The sequence below is a fragment of the Citrobacter sp. R-1.5.2 genome (assembly GCF_035064245.1).
Classification (GTDB): Bacteria; Pseudomonadota; Gammaproteobacteria; order Enterobacterales; family Enterobacteriaceae; genus Citrobacter.
This window is the reverse complement of sequence record NZ_JASEYC010000004.1, coordinates 143,733-164,347: the sequence shown is the minus strand read 5'-3', so window position 1 is coordinate 164,347 and position 20,615 is coordinate 143,733. Positions and strand designations below refer to the sequence as shown.

Annotated in this window: 19 protein-coding genes; 7 read left to right on the top strand and 12 right to left on the bottom strand. The window is 54.1% G+C overall.

The window, feature by feature from the left end:
- The first annotated feature begins 7 nt into the window (after positions 1–7).
- From uhpC to fbpC, 4 genes are all read left to right on the top strand, one after another.
- Positions 8–1,312, top strand: coding sequence for an MFS transporter family glucose-6-phosphate receptor UhpC (gene uhpC, locus QMN38_RS09995; RefSeq protein WP_271441119.1), 1,305 nt, complete (start codon positions 8–10; stop codon positions 1,310–1,312).
- Positions 1,309–2,340, top strand: coding sequence for an ABC transporter substrate-binding protein (locus QMN38_RS09990; protein WP_271441120.1), 1,032 nt, complete (start codon positions 1,309–1,311; stop codon positions 2,338–2,340). Before uhpC ends, QMN38_RS09990 begins: the two co-directional genes overlap by 4 nt.
- 136 nt (positions 2,341–2,476) lie before the next feature.
- Entirely contained in the window at positions 2,477–4,555 is a 2,079-nt protein-coding gene (locus QMN38_RS09985; protein ID WP_271441121.1) for an ABC transporter permease, read from the top strand.
- An 11-nt stretch (positions 4,556–4,566) separates the two neighbouring features.
- A complete protein-coding gene (gene fbpC, locus QMN38_RS09980) occupies positions 4,567–5,613 on the top strand; it encodes a ferric ABC transporter ATP-binding protein (RefSeq protein WP_271441122.1) in 1,047 nt (348 codons plus the stop codon).
- Positions 5,614–5,667: 54 nt separating this feature from the next.
- On the opposite strand, the gene mmuM is transcribed toward fbpC, so the two are convergent.
- From mmuM to QMN38_RS09935, 9 genes are all read right to left on the bottom strand, one after another.
- Positions 5,668–6,600, bottom strand: a complete 933-nt coding sequence (mmuM, locus tag QMN38_RS09975; RefSeq protein WP_323604985.1) for a homocysteine S-methyltransferase — start codon at positions 6,598–6,600, stop codon at positions 5,668–5,670.
- Positions 6,587–7,990 (bottom strand): S-methylmethionine permease, encoded by a 1,404-nt coding sequence (mmuP, locus tag QMN38_RS09970; RefSeq protein ID WP_271442662.1) that lies wholly within the window; start codon positions 7,988–7,990, stop codon positions 6,587–6,589. Before mmuP ends, mmuM begins: the two co-directional genes overlap by 14 nt.
- Before the next feature lie 273 nt (positions 7,991–8,263).
- Positions 8,264–9,478 (bottom strand): 3-(3-hydroxy-phenyl)propionate transporter MhpT, encoded by a 1,215-nt coding sequence (gene mhpT, locus QMN38_RS09965; RefSeq protein WP_323604984.1) that lies wholly within the window; start codon positions 9,476–9,478, stop codon positions 8,264–8,266.
- 68 nt (positions 9,479–9,546) lie between these two features.
- Positions 9,547–10,560 carry a 4-hydroxy-2-oxovalerate aldolase gene (gene mhpE / locus QMN38_RS09960; protein ID WP_271442657.1) on the bottom strand — a complete coding sequence of 338 codons (1,014 nt, stop codon included), beginning with the start codon at positions 10,558–10,560 and terminating at the stop codon, positions 9,547–9,549.
- Positions 10,557–11,507, bottom strand: a complete 951-nt coding sequence (gene mhpF, locus QMN38_RS09955; RefSeq protein ID WP_271455982.1) for an acetaldehyde dehydrogenase — start codon at positions 11,505–11,507, stop codon at positions 10,557–10,559. Before mhpF ends, mhpE begins: the two co-directional genes overlap by 4 nt.
- A complete protein-coding gene (gene mhpD, locus QMN38_RS09950; RefSeq protein ID WP_323604983.1) occupies positions 11,504–12,313 on the bottom strand; it encodes a 2-keto-4-pentenoate hydratase in 810 nt (269 codons plus the stop codon). Before mhpD ends, mhpF begins: the two co-directional genes overlap by 4 nt.
- 9 nt (positions 12,314–12,322) lie before the next feature.
- Positions 12,323–13,189, bottom strand: coding sequence for a 2-hydroxy-6-oxonona-2,4-dienedioate hydrolase (gene mhpC / locus QMN38_RS09945; RefSeq protein WP_323605052.1), 867 nt, complete (start codon positions 13,187–13,189; stop codon positions 12,323–12,325).
- A 17-nt stretch (positions 13,190–13,206) separates the two neighbouring features.
- Entirely contained in the window at positions 13,207–14,151 is a 945-nt protein-coding gene (gene mhpB, locus QMN38_RS09940) for a 2,3-dihydroxyphenylpropionate/2,3-dihydroxicinnamic acid 1,2-dioxygenase (RefSeq protein ID WP_271449923.1), read from the bottom strand.
- Between the two features lies 1 nt (position 14,152).
- Positions 14,153–15,817: a bifunctional 3-(3-hydroxy-phenyl)propionate/3-hydroxycinnamic acid hydroxylase gene (locus tag QMN38_RS09935; RefSeq protein ID WP_323604982.1), complete on the bottom strand. Its 1,665-nt coding sequence runs from the start codon at positions 15,815–15,817 to the stop codon at positions 14,153–14,155.
- Between the two features lie 191 nt (positions 15,818–16,008).
- Here QMN38_RS09935 and QMN38_RS09930 point away from each other — a divergent pair, with 191 nt between their 5' ends.
- The 3 genes from QMN38_RS09930 (at position 16,009) to catA (ending at position 18,094) form a co-directional block, all read left to right on the top strand.
- On the top strand, positions 16,009–16,821 hold the full coding sequence (locus tag QMN38_RS09930) for a DNA-binding transcriptional regulator (RefSeq protein ID WP_323604981.1): 813 nt from the start codon (positions 16,009–16,011) through the stop codon (positions 16,819–16,821).
- Between the two features lie 135 nt (positions 16,822–16,956).
- Positions 16,957–17,268, top strand: a complete 312-nt coding sequence (locus tag QMN38_RS09925; protein ID WP_271442651.1) for a putative quinol monooxygenase — start codon at positions 16,957–16,959, stop codon at positions 17,266–17,268.
- 148 nt (positions 17,269–17,416) lie between these two features.
- A complete protein-coding gene (gene catA, locus QMN38_RS09920; protein WP_323604980.1) occupies positions 17,417–18,094 on the top strand; it encodes a type A chloramphenicol O-acetyltransferase in 678 nt (225 codons plus the stop codon).
- A gap of 125 nt (positions 18,095–18,219) precedes the next feature.
- On the opposite strand, the gene QMN38_RS09915 is transcribed toward catA, so the two are convergent.
- The 3 genes from QMN38_RS09915 to QMN38_RS09905 all read right to left on the bottom strand — a co-directional run bounded on the left by QMN38_RS09915 (position 18,220) and on the right by QMN38_RS09905 (position 20,535).
- Positions 18,220–18,672 carry an acyltransferase gene (locus tag QMN38_RS09915; protein ID WP_271442649.1) on the bottom strand — a complete coding sequence of 151 codons (453 nt, stop codon included), beginning with the start codon at positions 18,670–18,672 and terminating at the stop codon, positions 18,220–18,222.
- 237 nt (positions 18,673–18,909) lie between these two features.
- A complete protein-coding gene (locus QMN38_RS09910; RefSeq protein WP_271441860.1) occupies positions 18,910–19,626 on the bottom strand; it encodes a YebC/PmpR family DNA-binding transcriptional regulator in 717 nt (238 codons plus the stop codon).
- A gap of 432 nt (positions 19,627–20,058) precedes the next feature.
- Positions 20,059–20,535, bottom strand: a complete 477-nt coding sequence (locus QMN38_RS09905) for a cold-shock protein (protein WP_048212495.1) — start codon at positions 20,533–20,535, stop codon at positions 20,059–20,061.
- Between the last annotated feature and the right edge of the window lie 80 nt (positions 20,536–20,615).

The following is a 20,615-nucleotide window of genomic DNA, read 5'->3' as shown; positions in this document are numbered from 1 at the left end:
GACAGCTATGCATGCACGCTCAGCCAGCGAAACAGACCAACGCTATCGGGCACTACGTCCCCGGCTGCTGATGTGTATGGTGGTGGGATACGCCGCGTTTTACCTGACGCGCAAAAGCGTTAACTACGTGCTCCCGGCACTGCAAACGGATCTGGGACTGGATAAAAGTGATATCGGTCTGTTGGGTTCGCTGTTTTACCTGACCTATGGTTTGTCGAAGTTTACCGCGGGACTCTGGCACGACAGCCATGGGCAGCGCGCATTTATGGGAATAGGCCTGTTCGCTACCGGCATCCTGAACGTGGTGTTCGCGTTTGGTGAATCGCTAACGCTGCTGCTGGCGGTCTGGACGCTCAACGGATTTTTTCAGGGCTGGGGCTGGCCGCCCTGCGCCCGCCTGCTGACCCACTGGTATTCGCGTAACGAACGCGGCTTCTGGTGGGGCTGCTGGAATATGTCAATCAACATCGGTGGGGCCATCATCCCACTGATTAGCGCCTTTGCCGCCCATTGGTGGGGATGGCAGGCAGCGATGCTGGCACCAGGGATCATCAGCATGGCATTAGGTATCTGGCTGACGCTGCAACTGAAAGGCACGCCCCGCGAAGAGGGACTCCCTACCGTTGGAGAATGGCGGCATGACCCGCTGGAACGTCGTCAGGAGCAGCAAAGCCCACCGATGGGGTTGTGGCAAATGTTACGCACCACCATGCTGAAGAATCCGATGATCTGGCTGCTGGGGGTGTCGTATGTGCTGGTGTATTTGATCCGCATCGCGCTCAACGACTGGGGCAACATTTGGCTGACGGAAAGCCACGGCGTGAATCTACTCAGCGCCAATGCCACGGTGATGCTGTTTGAGGTCGGCGGCTTGCTCGGTGCGCTGTTTGCCGGCTGGGGATCGGATTTGCTGTTCAGCGGCCAGCGTGCGCCGATGATTTTGCTGTTCACGCTGGGGCTGATGGTTTCCGTCGCCGCGTTGTGGCTGGCGCCGGTTCACCACTACGCGCTGCTGGCTGTCTGTTTCTTTACCGTGGGCTTTTTCGTTTTTGGCCCACAGATGTTGATTGGTCTGGCGGCCGTCGAATGCGGACACAAGGCGGCAGCAGGTTCAATCACCGGTTTTCTCGGGCTGTTCGCCTATCTGGGGGCCGCGTTAGCGGGTTGGCCGCTGTCGTTGGTCATAGAACATTACGGCTGGTCGGGGATGTTCAGTTTGCTCTCGGTTGCCGCTGTCTTTATGGGTTTATTGCTGATGCCGCTGCTCATCGCGGGTATCGCCCCTTCTCTCAGTCAAAGGATAAAACAATGAAACTGACGCTTACCTCTACCCTGATTGCCTCTACTCTGGCGCTGGCTGCCTTCAGCAGTGCGGCACAAGCACAAGGTCGTCTGGTGGTCTATTGCAGCGCCACGAACGAGATGTGTGAAACCGAAACCAAAGCCTTCGGCGACAAATATGACGTGAAGACGTCGTTCATTCGCAACGGCTCCGGCAGTACGCTGGCGAAAGTCGATGCCGAGAAGAAAAACCCACAGGCGGATGTGTGGTACGGCGGTACGCTGGACCCGCAGTCTCAGGCGGGCGAAATGGGTCTGCTGCAACCGTATAAATCACCAAACCTCACACAAATCATGGAGAAATTCCGCGATCCGGCAAAAGTAAAAGGCAACCTCTCCTCCGCGGTTTATGTCGGTATCCTGGGCTTTGGCGTCAATACTCAGCGTCTGAAAGAGAAAAACCTGCCGGTGCCAAAATGTTGGAAAGATCTGACCAAACCGGAATACAAAGGCGAAATTCAGATTGCCGACCCGCAAAGCTCAGGCACCGCCTACACCGCACTGGCGACCTTTGCTCAACTGTGGGGGGAAGATCAGGCCTTTGACTACCTGAAACAGCTCAACGCCAACGTCTCTCAATACACTAAATCAGGCATTGCCCCTGCGCGTAACGCCGCCCGTGGCGAAACGGCGATTGGCATTGGCTTCCTGCACGACTACTCGCTGGAAAAAGAACAGGGTGCCCCGCTGGAGCTCATCTCCCCATGCGAAGGTACCGGCTATGAAATTGGCGGCGTCAGCATTCTGAAAGGTGCGCGTAACCTCGACAACGCCAAACTGTTCGTTGACTGGGTACTGTCAAAAGAGGCTCAGGAGCTGGCGTGGAAGAAGGGCAAGTCCTATCAGATCCTGACCAACACCACCGCCGAGACCTCGCCAAACTCGCTGAAACTCGACGATCTGAAGCTTATCAATTACGACATGGATAAGTACGGTTCCACTGACGTGCGTAAAGCGTTGATCAATAAGTGGGTTAGCGAAGTGAAGATGGGTAAATAAAACATGATGACCTTCTTCGGATAAGGTTACGTAGGCCGGATAAGGCAACGCCGCATCCGGCAACGATTGTCACCCTGAATGCCGGATGGCGCATACGCTTATCCGGCCTACATCAGGATTGAACACCGGAAACGCTATGTCACAGACACTTGCACTCCATCCCGTGAAAAAACGGGATGCGATATTCCTTTGGGTTTTGCTCGGCTGGCTGGCATTTGCTCTGCTGCCGAGCTGGAGCCTGGACTACGGTCTGCTGGAGTCGACGCGCGACGAAATTCTCGACGCCTACAGTTGGTCACATTTCAACATTAGCTGGCTATGGTATCTGCTGCCGAGCCTGCTGCTGGTGCGTCCGTTTAATGAAGCCCGACGCGAACAGCGCAGCCGCCATTATCTTGACGCGGGCTGGGCATTCTTCTGCATGGCCTTTATCGTTGCCAGCGCCACCCTTGAAGGGCGCGGCTTAGGTTATGCCACCATCGTACTGTTTGTCGCCCTGGGCGCAATCATGACCCTGGCGCTTACCCGTCTGGAATGGCTGGGTGGTGACCGTTTCGTCATCGGTTCACTCACCGCGATTGTCGCGCTGATCGGTATTTTTATCGTCTGGCCGAGCATCGCAATTTTCATTCCGATGTTCACTAACGACACCGGGGAGTTTGCCCCGCTGGCGTTTATGAATGTGCTGTCCCAGGCGCATATTATTCAGGTGATCCTCAACTCGATTATGTTGTCGATTGCCGTTGGTATTGGCTGTACCTTCTTCGGTCTGGTGCTGGCGATCTACACCACCCGCATCGCCAAACGCAGCGCCATTATCGGACGTATTTTCTCGATTCTGCCGATCGTCACCCCGCCGTTTGTCGTTGGCCTGGGTGTCACCCTGATGATGGGACGCTCCGGCTACATCACCGAATTTATGGTCGAGTGGTTTGGCTTAACCAACACCAACTGGCTGTACGGCTTTACTGGCATTTGGCTGGCGCAGGTACTGGCCTTTACCCCGATGGCGTTTATGATCCTCGACGGCGCGATCAAAACCATTCATCCCTCGCTGGAAGAGGCGTCATACACCCTGCGTGCCAGCCGCTGGCAGACCTTTAACGGTGTATTTGTCCCGCTGCTGAAACCGGCGCTGGCGAACGCCTTTTTGATCGTGGTGGTGCAGTCGCTGGCCGACTTCAGTAACCCACTGGTGCTCGGCGGCAACTTCGACGTGCTGGCAACGCAAATTTACTTCTATATCACCGGCTCACAGCTCGACTACCAGGCCGCCAGTACGCTGGGCGCTTTCCTGCTGCTGTTCTCACTGCTGGTATTCTGCGTGCAGTACATGTGGATCGGTAAACGCTCGTACGTCACCGTTTCTGGTAAATCCTATCGTGGCGACGTGCAGCCGCTACCTGTCACGCTGGTGTGGAGCGTGGTTGCCCTGCTGGCGGTGTGGATTGCCTTTAACGCCCTGCTGTACGGCAGTATTTTCTACGGCAGCTTCACCGTCAACTGGGGCGTGGACTACACCCTGACGCTGGCGAACTTTACCAAATTGTTCGGCCAGGGAATGAGCGACGGTGCATGGCCTTCACTGCTCGATACCCTACTCTACGCCGGGATTGCCGCACCGATCACCGCCATCTTCGGTCTGCTTATCGCATGGATTGTGGTGCGTCAGCAGTTCAAAGGTAAGAAGACCATCGAGTTCACCACCATGCTGTGCTTTGCCGTACCGGGTACCGTCGCGGGTGTGTCCTATATTCTGGCCTTTAACAGCGCCCCGGTATACCTCACCGGTACCGCAGCCATCGTCATTATCTCGATGGTGATGCGTAACGTACCGGTCGGTATTCGTGCGGGTATCGCGGGCTTAGGCCAGATCGATAAATCACTGGATGAAGCCTCACTCAGCCTGCGCGCCGGTTCGCTGCGTACTATTACGCATATCCTGCTGCCGCTGCTGCGCCCGGCAATCCTCTCGGCGCTGATCTACAGCTTTGTCCGTGCTATTACCACCGTCAGCGCCATTGTGTTCCTCGTCACACCGGATACCCGTGTGGCAACGGCTTACATACTGAACCGCGTAGAAGACGGCGAATACGGCGTGGCGATTGCCTACGGTTCGATTCTGATCGTGGTGATGCTGGCGATTATTTTTATCTTTGACTGGCTGATCGGTGAATCACGTACTTCCCGTTCAAAAGCCAAAAACCAGGCGTAATGGAGCGCACTATGACTCAGAAAAATTTCGTTGAACTGCGCAACGTCACCAAACGATTTGGCAGCAACACGGTTATCGACAATATCAACCTCACCATCCCGCAGGGGCAAATGGTGACGCTGCTCGGCCCGTCCGGTTGTGGCAAAACCACCATTTTGCGCCTTGTCGCCGGGCTGGAAAAACCAAGTGAAGGCCAGATTTTTATTGATGGCGAAGACGTCACCCACCGTTCAATTCAGCAACGTGATATCTGTATGGTGTTTCAGTCCTACGCCCTGTTTCCGCATATGTCGCTGGGGGAAAACGTCGGCTATGGTCTGAAAATGCTTGGCGTATCGCGCTCAGAGGTGAAGGCTCGCGTCAAAGAAGCGCTGGCGATGGTCGATCTGGAGGGTTTTGAAGACCGCTATGTCGATCAAATCTCCGGGGGGCAGCAGCAGCGCGTGGCACTGGCGCGCGCGCTGATCCTCAAACCAAAGGTACTGCTGTTTGATGAGCCGCTAAGTAACCTTGATGCCAACCTGCGCCGCAGCATGCGCGATAAGATCCGCGAGCTGCAAAAACAGTTTGATATCACCTCGCTGTACGTCACCCACGATCAGAGCGAAGCCTTTGCGGTGTCCGATACCGTACTGGTCATGAACAAGGGGCACATCATGCAGATTGGCTCACCGCAGGATCTCTATCGCCAGCCGGCCTCACGCTTTATGGCGAGCTTTATGGGCGATGCCAACCTGTTTCCGGCGACCTTCAGCGACAAATACGTGGATATCCACGGCTATCATCTGCCGCGCCCGCTGCACTTTGGCACGCAGGGGGAAGGCATGGTCGGCGTGCGCCCGGAGGCCATCACGCTTAGCGATCGCGGCGAAGAGAGCCAGCGCTGCGTGATCAGCCACGTGGCCTATATGGGACCGCAGTATGAGGTCACGGTGGAGTGGCACGGGCAGGAGATTCTATTGCAGGTTAACGCCACGCGTCTGCAGCCGGACGTTGGCGAACAGTATTACCTCGAAATCCACCCGTACGGCATGTTTATCCTGGCGGATGCGGCATAAGGTTTTGTGGTTTTGTAGGCCGGGTAAGGCATCAGCCGCCACCCGGCATTATTCTCAACGCTGCGCGTTCAGCTCAGCAATATCCTTCGGCGTGGTGCGACAGCATCCGCCAATCAACCGTGCGCCCGCCGCCTGCCACTGCGGTAGATAATCCGCCAACTGCGCGCAATGCTCACCGTGATGATGCCAGGTTTTGCTCACCGCATCGTACTGCTCGCCGGAATTGGGATACACCACCAGCGGCAGCGCCGTTAAGTCGTGTAAATGCTGCAACGCAGCGGTGGTCTTTTCCAGCGCAATGCAGTTAATGCCTAACGCCACCACCTGCGGATATTGCGCGAGGAAAGCGACCACGTCGCGCAGCGGTGTACCGTCGCTCACATGTTCGCTGTCACGCAGGGTAAACGAGAACCATGCCCGCGCACGTGGATACGCGGTCAACAATTCAGCCAGTGCGCGAATTTCGGCAAAATTTGGCAGGGTTTCACAGGCCAGTAGATCGGCCCCGGCATCCAGCAACGCTTCAACACGCGGACGATGAAATGCCTGTAACGCTTCAATGCTTAACGCGTAATCGCCACGGTACTCGGAGCCATCGGCCAGAAAGGCACCATAAGGTCCGACGGAACCCGCCACCAGTAACGTCCCGGCCTGCGGATTTTCCGCCAGATACGCCTCACGCGCTTTGCGCGCCAGCTCCACGCTTTTGCCAATCAGCGCTTTCGACTGCGCCTCATCCAGGCCAAGCGTGGCAAAACCCGCGGGAGTTGCCTGATAGCTGGCGGTGATTGCGCACTGTGCCCCTGCCCGGAAGTAATCCAGGTGAACTTCGCGGATAAGCGCCGGGTTTTCTACCAGCACCCTGGCAGACCACAGGCTGTCGGCTAAGTTACACCCTCGCGCTTCCAGCTCCGTCGCCATCGCGCCATCCAGCAGCAGGATATCCTGTTTATCGAGGAGGGCGCGTAACGGATTATTCTGCGACATGTTCTGGCTCCTGTTTTGCTTTACGGGGTTGAGTAAGGAAATAAGCACCATAACACAACGCGACAAACGGTAACCCGCACCACAACGCAATTCTCTGCGCCGGATCGAATGCCAGTCCCACACAGGCCACCAGGCACAGCACAAAACCCAGTACGGGTACCAGCGGATACCACGGGGCGCGATAATGCAATTCACTCAATGCGTTACCCTGCTGCAGATGGCGGCGGCGAAACACAAAATGCGAGGCGCAGATACTCAGCCATACCGCCACTACCGCAAATCCGGAGATCGCCGACAATGCGACAAACACCGTGTCCGGAGCCACGACGCTGGAAAACAGCGCCAACACACCGCCCAGCATACTGACCGACAGCGCCGTCAACGGTACGCCATTTTTCGTGACCTGCGCAAAACAGGCTGGCAACGTTCGTTCATTCGACAGCGACCACAGCATGCGCCCGGAAGCATACAGCCCGGAGTTCGCCGCAGAAAGAATGGCGGTCAGGATCACGAAGTTAAAAATATCAGCGGCATACGGAATGCCCACTTTCTCAAACACCAGCACAAACGGGCTCTTCTCCACGCCGGCCTGCTGCATTGGGATTAGCGCCGCCAGTACAAACACAGTGCCGATAAAGAAAATAATCAACCGGGCGATGGTGGTACGAATCGCCACCGGGATCACCTTGCGCGGATTTTCCGTTTCGCCGGCGGCAATACCGATAAGCTCAGTCCCCGAAAAGGCAAAGTTCACCGCGACCATGGTCATCAGGATCGGCAGGCCGCCGTGCGGGAACCAGCCTTCCGCCGTGATGTTACTCAGTCCCGGTGCGGGTGAACCATCCTGCATCGGGATAAAGCCGAAAATAGCCGCTCCGCCGAGGAGAATAAACGCGATGATAGTGACCACTTTCACTAACGAAAACCAGAACTCCCCTTCGGCAAAAAAGCGTGTAGAGATAACGTTGAGGGCAAAAATAATCGCGCAGAACACCACACACCAGATCCATACAGGCACCTGAGGAAACCAGTACTGCATACAGAATCCGGCAGCGGTAAAGCTCGAACCCAGCGCCACAGTCCATGTCAGCCAGTAGAGCCAGGCGACGGTATACCCCGTCGCGGGTCCGAGGTAGCGCGCAGCATAGACGTGAAACGCCCCGGTTTCCGGCATCGCGACCGACAACTCGCCCAGGCACTGCATCACCAGCCAGACCACCAGCGCACCTATCAGATAAGCCAGCAGCGTTCCCGCCGCCCCCGTGGTCGAGATGATGTACCCGGTATTGAAGAATAACCCTGTGCCAATCACGCCGCCTAAGGAGAGCATAATCAGGTGACGCGTTTTCATCGTGCGCTTCAGTGGCGCATTTTGTTGTGTTGTTTGCATATAACCTTCTAAACGTATGGACATCTAAACATCCAAAGAAGGTTTGTTATACCGTGTTTGTTAAAAGAATGCAAAGTCAACCCTGCACCAGATACAGATACCCGCGTCGGGCGCTTAACACTGGATGAGGGTTAATAATGAGATATAAAAAGGGCCGCCAGCTCATAACGCCTCCGTTGCCAGACTGTATGTAAACTCTGGCAACAGAGCCGCCGACTTGCGTTCATCCGGAAGTAGGAAGCGAATGTTCCCGTTCATACAACCGGATGACCCTCAGGAACCGCTGGCCTGGACCGTCATCTGCGATTTACGGCTCATCAGGATAAAAACAGCCAGACCGGCCAGCAGAATGCCCGGCGCAGAAGCCGCCATCACCCCCACCGTTCCGGTGCCCAGCGCCAGCATTTTCCCCGCCAGCAGCGGGCCGCTCATCGCGCCCAACCGCCCAACCGCCACCGCAGTGCCTACGCCGGTAGCGCGGATTGACGTGTTGTAAAACAGCGGTGCCAGCGCATACAGCACGCTTTGTCCGCCGGTGGCAAACATGCCAGCAACAAAGCCGGCCATCAGCATGCCGCTCCATGACGAAACCGTCCCCAGCGCCAGCAATGAGACCAGCATCCCGGTGTAAATCAGTAACGACATCACCACCGGACGTAGCTTGTCCATCAACGCCCCGAGGATTAACGTGCCGCTGGCCGCACCGATTTGCAGAGCAAACATCACGCCTGCCGCCTGCGATGGGCGAAAGCCCTGCTCCACCAGCAGCATCGGCAGCCAGTTAATCAGCATGTACACCACCAGCAAGGTGAAGAAATAGCACAGCCACAGCAGCAGCGTAGCGGTCGCGGTAGCAGGTGCGAACAGCGCGCGCAGTGGCGCAGCGGCCACCTGTGTTTGCTGGGTATAAACCTGTGATTCCGGCAGCCAGCACATCAACAGCGGCACCAGCAGCAGCGGGATCACGCCTCCCACCCAGAATACCGTTTGCCAGGCAGACGCCAGGCCGCTAAACCCGAGCGCCGCCGCCAACGCTGCACCAATTGGCACACCGCAGTACATCAGGCTCACCGCTGTACCACGAAAACGTGGACCCGCTGCTTCGGAGGTTAACGCAATCAGGTTCGGCAGTGCGGCTCCCAGCCCGACGCCGGTCATTAGGCGGGCGATGACTAACGTTGAAAAGTCCCACGACAGCGCCGTTGCCAGGGAGAACAGGCCAAACAGCGCCACGGAGCCAATGAGAATGCGCTTGCGCCCATAGCGGTCGGCCAGCATACCGCCCACCAACGCGCCGGGCAGTAATCCCAAAATCCCGGCGCTGAAGATCCAGCCCATTTGCATTTTATCCAACGCAAAGGCTTGAGCGATACCAACGGCAGCGATACCGGCGGCTTGTAAATCCAGCCCCTCCATCAGGGCGACTAAAAAGCAAAGCCCGACGGTCAGCGTCAGGCGCGAAGAGGATGCGGGGGTACGGGTCGTCATAAGATGTCCCTCAGAGGTCACGATGCAGGTGAATCGCGGCTGATACATTGCCAGCCGCGTAATCATTTTTACTTGCTGTTGCGCAGATCCAGCGCCACATCAACGATCATATCTTCCTGGCCGCCGACCATTCGGCGTTTGCCCAGTTCAACCAAAATATCGACCGCGCTCAGACCGTAACGCGCTGCCGCCACTTCGCAATGGCGCAGGAAGCTGGAGTACACCCCGGCATAGCCCAGCGCCAGTGTTTCACGATCCACCCGCACCGGGCGATCCTGCAGCGGGCGCACCAGATCGTCGGCGGCGTCCATCAACGCATACAGATCGGTGCCGTGCTGCCAGCCGAGCTTATCCGCTGCGGCGATAAACACCTCCAGCGGCGCATTACCTGCACCTGCGCCCATCCCCGCCAGGCTTGCATCGATACGATCGCAGCCCTCTTCCACCGCGGCAATTGAGTTCGCCACACCGAGGCTCAGGTTATGGTGGGCGTGCATCCCGGTTTCCGTTTCCGGTTTCAGTACAGCTTTCAGCGCGCGGAAGCGGTCGCGGATATCGTTCATATTCATTGCGCCGCCGGAATCAACCACATAGATACAGGTGGCACCGTAGTTTTCCATCAACTTCGCCTGCTGCGCCAGGTTCGCTGGCGTGGTCATGTGGCTCATCATCAGAAAACCGACCGTATCCATACCCAGCTCGCGCGCATACTGTATATGCTGGGCCGACACATCTGCTTCGGTACAGTGGGTCGCCACGCGCACGACCCGGGCACCGGCCTGATACGCATTTTTCAGATCGTGAATGGTGCCGATACCCGGCAGTAATAACGTGGCGATTTTGGCGTGTTTCACCACCTCCGCTGCGGCTTCAATCCACTCCAGATCGCTGTGTGCACCAAAGCCATAGTTAAAGCTGGAGCCCTGTAAACCGTCACCGTGTGCCACTTCAATGGAATCGACTCGCGCGTCGTCCAGCGCTTTGGCAATCTGGCGCACGTTATCCAGTGAATACTGGTGACGAATGGCATGCATGCCATCGCGCAGGGTCACGTCAGAGATATAAAGTTTCTTACCGTTCATGCTGCTTCTCCTGCCTGACGGGTGAGTGACTGCGCCATCTTCTCTGCGGTCGCCAGCGCACTGGAGGTCATAATATCGAGGTTGCCGGCGTAGGCTGGCAGGTAATGCGCCGCACCTTCCACTTCCAGATAGACCGCAGTTTTCAGCCCGGAGAACTGGCCGATACCCGGCAGATTCACTGGTTTATCCTCAGGGATGACGTCAAACTGCACACGTTGCTTCAGGCGATAGCCCGGCACATACGCCTGTACCGCCGCAGCCATTTCATTAATCGACGCCTCAATTTCCGCCTGCGAGGCCGCTTCACTCAGTACATACACCGTATCGCGCATCATCAGCGGCGGCTCGGCAGGGTTAAGCACAATAATGGCTTTACCTTTTTCCGCGCCACCCACCACTTCAATCGCCTTCGACGTGGTTTCAGTAAACTCATCGATATTGGCGCGGGTGCCCGGCCCCGCCGATTTACTGGCAATTGAGGCAATAATCTCGGCGTAATGGACACGTGCCACACGAGAAACCGCCGCGACCATTGGGATCGTCGCCTGCCCGCCGCAGGTCACCATATTGACGTTCTGCTGATCAGCGTTGGCTTCCAGATTCACCACGGGTACGCAGTATGGGCCAATGGCCGCGGGTGTGAGATCGATCAGGCGAATGCCTGGTTTCACCGCCCGTAAGGCGGCATCGTTTTTCACGTGCGCCCCCGCGCTGGTGGCATCAAAGACGATGTCAATATCGGCAAACTCCGGCATCGCTATCAGCCCCATCACCCCTTCGTGAGTGGTGGCAACGCCCATGCGCCGGGCGCGTGCCAGACCATCGGACTCCGGATCGATACCGACCATCACCGCCATGTCCAGATGCGTGCCGTGACGCAGAATTTTAATCATCAAATCGGTGCCGATGTTGCCGGAGCCGATAATGGCGACTTTACGCTTACTCATGACTGACTTCCTTTTGTAACCGCCGCAGAAAAGGTGGCGGCGACTGAACCAATACCGTCGATATGGGCTTCAAAACGATCGCCCGCATTCACCGCCACCATCGGACCTAACGCCCCGGTGAGAATGATGTCTCCCGCACGCAGCGGCTCGCCGAGGCTAGCCATTTTGCGCGCCAGCCAGACGGCGGCGTTGATCGGATGCCCCAGACATTCGCTGCCGCGTCCGCTGGAGACCTCTTCGTTATTGCGCGTCATTGTCATCGCACAGTTTTTCAGATCTAATCCCGCCGGACGTTGCGCCGGACCACCGACCACATACACGCCGCAGGAGGCGTTATCCGCCACGGTATCGACAAACTGAATTGACCAGTCGCGGATACGGCTACCGACCACTTCCAGCGCCGGTAATACCCACTCAATGGCGTTGACCAGCTCATCAAAGGTGGTGTCGGCATCAGGCAAATCGCGGTTCAGTACCAGCGCAATTTCGGCTTCAATACGCGGTTGCAGCACGCGGGAAAACGGGATAGTTTCGTTATCGCCGTAGCACATGTCGGCAAACAGTGTGCCGAAGTCCGGTTGATCGACACCCAGCTGTTGCTGCACTTTCGGGTGCGTCAATCCCACTTTGCGCCCAGCCACGCGACGCCCGCGCGCCACATCGTACTGCACGTTGATGCGCTGAATAGCGTAAGCCGCCTCGGCGTTGTCCATGCCAATCAACTCACGCAATGGCCCTATCGCTTCGCCCTTTTCCTCCGCCTGACGTAAATCGGCGGCTAACTGCTCAAGATTTTGCTTCGTCATGTCCGTTCCTTAAGGGCGTGCGAGGAAGTTCAGCACCAGCTGATTAAAGGCTTCCGCATGTTCCCACTGCGCCCAGTGCCCGCAATCGCGGTAAATGTGCAGCTCAGAGCCAGCAATACCGGAAAGCAGACGCAGCCCCGCATCCATCGGCACAAAGCGGTCGTTGCGCCCCCAGACGATCAGGGTCTGAGCTTTGATTTCCGCCAGACGTGGACCGAAATCCGGGAATTGTTTCGGGTTAGCTTCCAGACTCTGAACAAAATTTTCCAGGTGGTCGCGGCGCGACAGCATGTTGTTCAGACGCGCCTCAAACAGTGCTTCGGTCAAATCACTGGTATCGAAAACGAAGATTTCCATCATCAGTTTCAGGTTTTCGATGGTCGGTTCGCGATACAGCTGATTCAGGCGCTTGATTCCTTCGGTCGGCATCGGGGTAAACAGGCTCATGCCGCCCGTCCCACCGCCCATCAGCACCAGTTTGCCCACGCGTTCCGGCCAGCTCAGGGTAAATGCCACTGAGCTGTGGCCCCCCATCGAGTTACCCAGCAGATGAATTTTCTGAATATCCAGTTGATCAACCACACTTTTCAGGATGCGGGCATTGAGATCGGATCGCGACCCACGGTTAACGATCCCATCGCTTTTTCCCCAGCCAGGACAATCCAGCAGGATCACCCGATAACCGGCCTGCACCAGCGGATCGATATTACGGCTGAAGTTCGCCCAGCCCGTCGCCCCCGGTCCTGAACCATGTAACAGCACGACGGTTTCTTCGCCCTGCCCACAGTCATTAAAATGCACACGCAGGGTTTCACCTGCTTCCTGCACCTCCAGAAAACGGCTGGTGGCGGCTTCGGTTTGCGGTTGGTAAGTCATCATGTTCTCCTGCATATTCAGTTCTGTGTAGTGGCACTCAGGGAGCCAAACCCGGCGATCCACTCCGGGATCGGGCGGTAATAACGGCCTTCACTGCGCCAGTTGCCAAAGGCAGAAATGGCGGCGAAGGCGGCAACCCAGGTTTTAACTTCGTGTGTTGATTTGCCCGCCATCGCGGACAACTCTTCATTACTGACCGTGTCCAGTTCCTGCAAACGCCCCTGCTCAAGCAGGGTCATAAAGCGGTTATCCCAGACGGGGTTAAGCGGGTGCAGCGTGTTTTGATCGGTCACGAACTTCTCGGCGGCGCTGATTACCCGCTGCTGGCGCAGTTCTCGCTCGTTTTCGGGTAGCTGTTTGCCGCTGCCGAGCAGACGGTCACGCATATGCGCGTCAGCCTTTGCCAGTTCCGGTACCGGCGGCTGATGCGACAGCCCACCGGAACCTAAAAACAGCACACGCTTATTCAGCGAACTGGCGAAACGACCAATCGCTTCGCCGAGCATACGAGTACGCTGGAAGCCCGGTAGCGGCGTGGCGACACCGTTAATAAACACGGGTAACACCGGCACCTTATCCAGGCCGCCGAGCAGAAACTCCAGCGGCTGCGCAAAGCCGTGATCGACCTGCATGTTGTAGGAAACGGCGAGATCAATGCCGCTTTTCATCACCGCATGGGCACAAGCTTCAGCGAGATCTGTCGGCACCGGCAGTTCCCCCGCCGCGCTGCCGAAATCGCCAATTGCCGTGGCACCTACGCCTAAACAGAACGGCGGCATCACGTCATAGAAAAAACCGTTGTAATGATCGGGGGCAAACAACACCACTAGTTCAGGATCGAACGCCGCAATACGTGCACGCGCGCTGGCGATCACGCCGTTGACTTCATCGAGCACAGCCTGCGCCGGGTCGACATAGCCCACCAGCGGTGAGTGGGAAAGACAGTGAAGATAAGCGTGCATATCAGGCTACCTTTTCAACAAGAAGATCGGCATTGACGCGGGTGAGCGTCATCACCGACGCCAGTTTATTCAGGGTATTGCCCAGGGTTTGCGGAATGGCAACGGCAGCAACAAAGCGATCCGGGCGCATCACCACCAGTGCGGCGTTATGCTGAGCAAACCACGCACGCAAACGGTTCTGCGTATCACCAATGCGGATAACGCCGTCATGGTTATCCTGATCGGTGGCAATCTGCGTATCCGGCACCACCTGAATAAACCGGGTGCCCAGCGCCTGCCACTGCAGGATCTGCGCCTCGCTCATGCCCCACAACGGATTACAGCCCCAGCCAATGACCGCAAAATTCGCCCCGATAACGTTGTCGAGCAGCGTCACCTCGCCCGTTTCCCGCGTCACCTTCGGCTGGATAAACATTTTGCCGACCGGTGACGTTTTCGCCTCGCCTTCACGTACCAGCGCCCCGACGTGATACTGCGGCATCGGTTTAAAGCGCATTTCCAGGAAGTAGCGTTTGACTGGCGGAAGGTAGTTCAACAACCAGGAGACTCCGTCGCGCACCGCGCCGTGCCAGCGTTTCGGCGGAGCCAGCACGTTGCCTGCGGTAACGGACAAATCAATCATCGCTTTGGCGTGGTCACGGCGTTCCTGCTGGTAGGTATCCAGCAGCGCATCACCGGCTTTACCCTCGATCACCAACGCCAGTTTCCACGCCAGGTTGAAGGCATCACGCATGCCGCTGTTGTAACCCTGCCCCTGCCAGACCGGCATAATGTGCGCCGCGTCGCCTGCCAGCAGTATGCGGTCAATCCGAAAACGTTCGGCCAGACGGGCGTTATGGGTATATACACGTTGGCGGATCAGCTCGACGTTATCCGGGTTCGGCAGCACTTTGCTCAACAGCTGGCGCATATTCTGCGGCTCACTCAGTTGCGCTTCAGTTTCCCCCGGCATCACCATAAATTCAAAGCGACGCACCGCATGAGGCAGCGCAGCGGAGACATACGGACGCACCGGATCGCAGCACAGATAGACATGCGGCGTGCTGAGCGGGTCGTTGGCGATATCCACCACAATCCACTGATTCGGCGCGGTTTTGCCTTCAAACGGTACATTCAACGAACGTCTGACATTGCTGCCGCCGCCATCGCAGGCCACCAGCCACTGCGCCTTCACCGTTTCGCGCTGACCATCTGGCGTTTTCAGGTTCAGCGTCACTTCGCCGTTTTGTTGGCTGAAGGCTTCCAGTTCGCAGGAGAACAGGCAGCGCACATTGGGAAAACGCGACAGCCCTTCCAACATCACCGCGTCCACTTGTGGCTGAATGAACGCGTTGCGGCGCGACCAGCCAAATTCGTCGGTCATCGGCTGGATATCGGCAAAGCAGCGGCCTTTCGGCGTAAGAAAGCGCATCGCGTGCCACGGCGTGGTATGCGGCAGAACGTTTTCGACCAGGCCAACGGACTGCATGGTGCGCAGCGCTTCATCGTCAATGCCGATGGCACGGGGATAGTCGATCAGTTTGTCGAGTTTCTCCACCACCAGTACCTCAATGCCCATCTGGCCAAGGTAGTTGGCCATCATCAGCCCTACCGGGCCGGCACCAGCAATCGCCACCTGCACGGTGTGCTGTACAGCAGGCTGGATATCCGGGTTTATCGTTGTCATTTCAGAACCTCACTACTCGGACAAAACGCAATTGCAGACCCTGGCGAGGCGCAACTCATTTTGTTAAAAAGATGTGAATAATTTTTTATTGTGCGGTCAGTATAGGAGTGAGTTTTTGCGCTACAATCAAAACATGCCTGGATGTGCACTAAGTGCACAACGTTGTTTTACCTGTAGATTTGTCAATAAATATGAAAAATGACGACGCTGCCGAATACAAAACCGTACGCGGATTAACGCGCGGATTAATGTTATTAAATATGTTAAACCGGCTCGATGGTGGAGCCAGCGTTGGCCTGTTGGCTGAGCTGAGCGGCCTGCACCGCACCACGGTCAGGCGACTACTGGAAACGTTGCAGGATGAGGGTTACGTCCGGCGCAGCCTTTCCGATGACAGCTTTCGTTTAACCATTAAAGTCCGCCAGCTCAGTGAGGGATTTCGTGATGAGCAGTGGATTTCTGCCCTGGCTGCCCCGCTGCTGGGCGATTTGCTGCGCGAGGTCATCTGGCCGACCGATGTTTCCACCCTGGATGTGGATGCAATGGTGGTGCGCGAAACCACCCACCGCTTCAGCCGCTTATCGTTTCACCGCGCGATGGTTGGACGTCGCTTACCGCTCTTGAAAACCGCCTCCGGCCTGACCTGGCTGGCATTTTGCCCGGAGAATGAGCGTCAGGAACTGATTGAAATACTGGCCTCGCGACCCGGAGAAGAATACCAGTTGGCGCGTGAGCCACTGAAGCTCCATGCCATCCTGACCCGCGCGCGGAAAGACGGCTTTGGCCAGAACTATCGCGGCTGGGATCAGGAGGAAAAAATCGCCTCCATCGCCGTCCCCATTCGCAGCGAACAGCGGGTGATCGGCTGCCTGAACCTGGTGTATATGGCCAGCGCGATGACCATCGAACAGGCTGCGGAAAAACATCTTCCGGCCTTACAAAAGGTGGCAAAACAGATAGAAGATGGCGTCGAATCGCAGGAGATTTTGGTTGCCGGGAGGTGAGGTGGATCACAGTTATACGCATCATCTGATTGATAGCTGGAATGATTCACTCATCAGCCGATATCACGCGGTGTCATCTTGCTTAAATGATATCTTCATTGCAGAGTGTGCATTCATTTTCTGCCAGGAGGCTACATGTTAAAGGTTATTGCTGAAGATTTTATAAAACCTGAATATATTGAAACCGTTCTCCCTTTGTATCGTGAACTCATATCCGCCACGAAGAAAGAACCACTCTGTCTTGCTTATGACCTCTATATTGATGAAAAAGATCCCGGCCATTTTATTTTTATAGAAGAATGGCCAAACCACGCGGCGCTTGATGAACATTGTGCGAGCGAGCATTTCAGACGACTTGTGCCGTTAATCGATCAATACACGCGCAAAGAAGCACGTTACATATTGATGAATAACATCGTAAATCCAGGGGCGCAAAGTCTCTTGTGAAGAAGCTTTAATCTTTCCTCCTGTATAAGGTTACGCTACTCTCACAAATGCGTTCGCTGGTAACATGCTTCGGGACATGTAGCTTGATTAAGTCACGGAAAGACTTAGGCTAAAATATGGTACTTGATTGCAAATCGAAGGATAAAAAATGAAAAAAACGACTCCAGAATATACGACTGTTGACTTATCTCGTTGGGCAAGAAAAGAGCATTTTGAGGTATTTCAGTCTTTTGCTCAAAGTACCATTAACCAAACTGTTCTGTTAGACATTACCGCGGTACTAAAACATATAAAAGAGGTTGGCTGGAAATTTTACCCTACGATGATTTCCCTCCTTGCTAACGTTGTCAACAAGCATACTGAATTCCGTATGGCCATAAAGAACAACGAGCTTGTCATATGGAATGAAGTTCATCCAAGCTATACCATTTTCCATAATGAAACTGAGACTTTTTCATCATTATGGAGCCGCTACGATGGCAATATTCATCACTTCCAAAACACTTATTCAGAAGACGTAGCACGCTATTGTCATAATCTTTCTTATTGGCCGAAGGGAGAGTCTCCGGAAAATGTATTTTTCGTATCGGCTATTCCCTGGGTCAGTTTTACCAGTTTTAATATCAACATTGCGAACATGCAGAACTTTTTTGCCCCCATGTTCACACTTGGAAAATACTATGAACAAGATGGGAAAGTAGTGTTACCTCTCGCCGTTCAGGTACATCACTCCGTGTGCGATGGTTTTCATTTAGCAAGACTAATCAATGAACTACAGGAAATGAGTCATGACCTACGGCACCATTCAGAGGAACGCAACGTCTGATGCAGCAGACGTTTCTTTATATAGCGTGAACAGCAAGAATAATCGCCATGTCTGTGAACAAGCGGGGTCGACATGAACGGTCTGGGAAGAACATAAATTGGGGTTCGCGATAGCAAAGGTAATACCTAAAGCTTTCGCAAAAGTCTGGCCGGATTACCAGCATACACGCCTTTTACCAGCACGGGCTTTGTCACCACACTACCGGCACCAATCACCGCACCACTGCAAATTTCCGTTGTTAAAATTGTGGCTCCACTCCCCACCGTTACTGCATTGCCTAATACAATATTAATCCAGCTTTTTGCAGAAGCGTCAGGACTTCCGCTCTTGAAAAGATCGTTAGCAAAGGTCACGCCATGCCCTATAAAGCAGTCCTCGCCTAAGGTAACGTTCTCACAGATGAAAGTATGGGACTGCACTTTAGTTCTATCGCCTATGACGCATCCCTTTTGTATCTCAACAAATGGTCCGACAAACACATCATGGCCCAGGTCGCATTCATAAAGATTCACAGGCATGACTATTGTGACATTTTTACCTTGTTTTACGTCACGAATACCACTTTCAATAATATTCATATCAGCACTGTCCTTACTCAAGATAATACGTCTCAGCATTGAAAACCTGAATTTTCAGGAGATCCTTCGCTATCTATTATCAGATAGTCAAGGCCAGAAATTTCAATTAATGCGTTTCTTTTAGCGATAGTACTTTATCTATTTTTTTACAATCAACACATCTTATCAGACATGTTGATTATAACAAACTTACAATTTATAAAATCTGCCATAATGACAGATTTCTTTAATTTATAATTAGAGATTTGCAACGTTATGATATACTTTTTGAACATCATCATCATCTTCAAGGGCATCAACAAGTCCTTCAAAGATTTCTAAATCTTCTGGTGAAAGTTCAATTTCTGATTGAGCTATCATTTCTAATTCTGTGGTTGAGAATTCAGTAATCCCCGCTGCTTTGAGGGCTGCAATTCCTTTATGGAGGTCTGTAGATTCAGTGTAAATAATGATGTTGCCTTCTTCTTCGGTGACATCACGAACATCAACTTCAGCTTCAAGCAAAATTTCAAAAATATGGTCAGGGTCAGTGCCTTTAAATACGATCACACCTGTATTATCAAACATGTAGCTGACAGAACCTGCCGCCCCGATATTCCCGCCTTTTTTATTGAAGATTGAGCGAATATTAGCAATCGTGCGGTTAACGTTTGAAGTCAGGGTTTCAGCGATAATCATGGAACCACTTGGACCAAAGCCTTCATAACGTCCTTGCAAGAACGTTTCGCCGCCGCCACCTTTGGCTTTATCAATAGCTTTATCAATAACATGCTTTGGAACCTGGGCTTGTTTCGCACGTTCAATAACGAATTTTAAAGCTGTGTTTAATTCTGGGTCTGGTTCACCTTGTTTAGCCGCAGCATAGATTTCCACACCGAATTTTGAATATACTTTAGACGTTGCACCGTCTTTAGCCGTTTTTTTACCAACAATATTGGCCCATTTACGTCCCACTGGAATAGTCTCCTCGAAAATTTATTTACATAACAGGCAGGTTAATAACCTGCCTGTTTTTCCCGCCATATTATATCACCATATGTAAATTCTCGTCTATGAGAAATAAAAACATCCAAACCTTACGGAGTGTTACTTTAATTTCATCAATAATTAACATTATGGATAAGTTATTCCAAAATTTTATTCTGGTGCTTCTGTTTTTATTTTTAATAATGGAGTCGCAGCAATAATAGATAAGACAAGAGAATCAAAAGTAATAACCCCGGCACAGTTCCGCGTTCACTTTTTATATAAGACGTTCACATTTGCTTCTGACACAAAGCCACTTTTGCGCCCACATACCTGCCCAGTCTGGCTGAATGCAAAAAAAAACCGAAACACTGCTTTTGAAAAGCGCAGCGTTTCGGCATTCATTCACTCTGAAGGACGTCAGACTTTCAGCAGTTTCACCGTCTCGTCGATGTCAATTTCATCTTCCGAGAAGATCAGCGTCGTGCCCTGGAAGGTTGTGATCGCCAGCTTTTTCAGTGTGCGCATTTCGCCTGGCTTCACGTCTGATTTCGGTCGGATGCTGTTCATCAGCACGCCGACAGACAGCACCGCGTTTTCTTTATCGATACGGGTTTCAACCGGTACTTCTTCGCTGTACACCAGGTAAGACTTGATCGCTGTGAGCTTCAGGCGCTCGCCCGCGATATAGATGTACTTGCTGTCGGGTATGACTTTTACCGCATAGGCAGACAGGCCTTTGTTGTTGGTGGTGGGTTCAAAAGTCACCGCCGCGTCTTTCTTGATCAGCTCAGGATTAGCAACCTTAATCACATGAAAATAGCGGTTGTCGCCGTTTTCATCTTTGATAAATCCAAAGCCTTTATCTTTAAACCACGTTGTGATTGTTCCGTTCATTGCTGTTTCCGCCTGATTAAACCGAATACTCGTAGAGTATACCTACTCAATTTGCGCGCAGTGTAAAACACAGGCCCCGT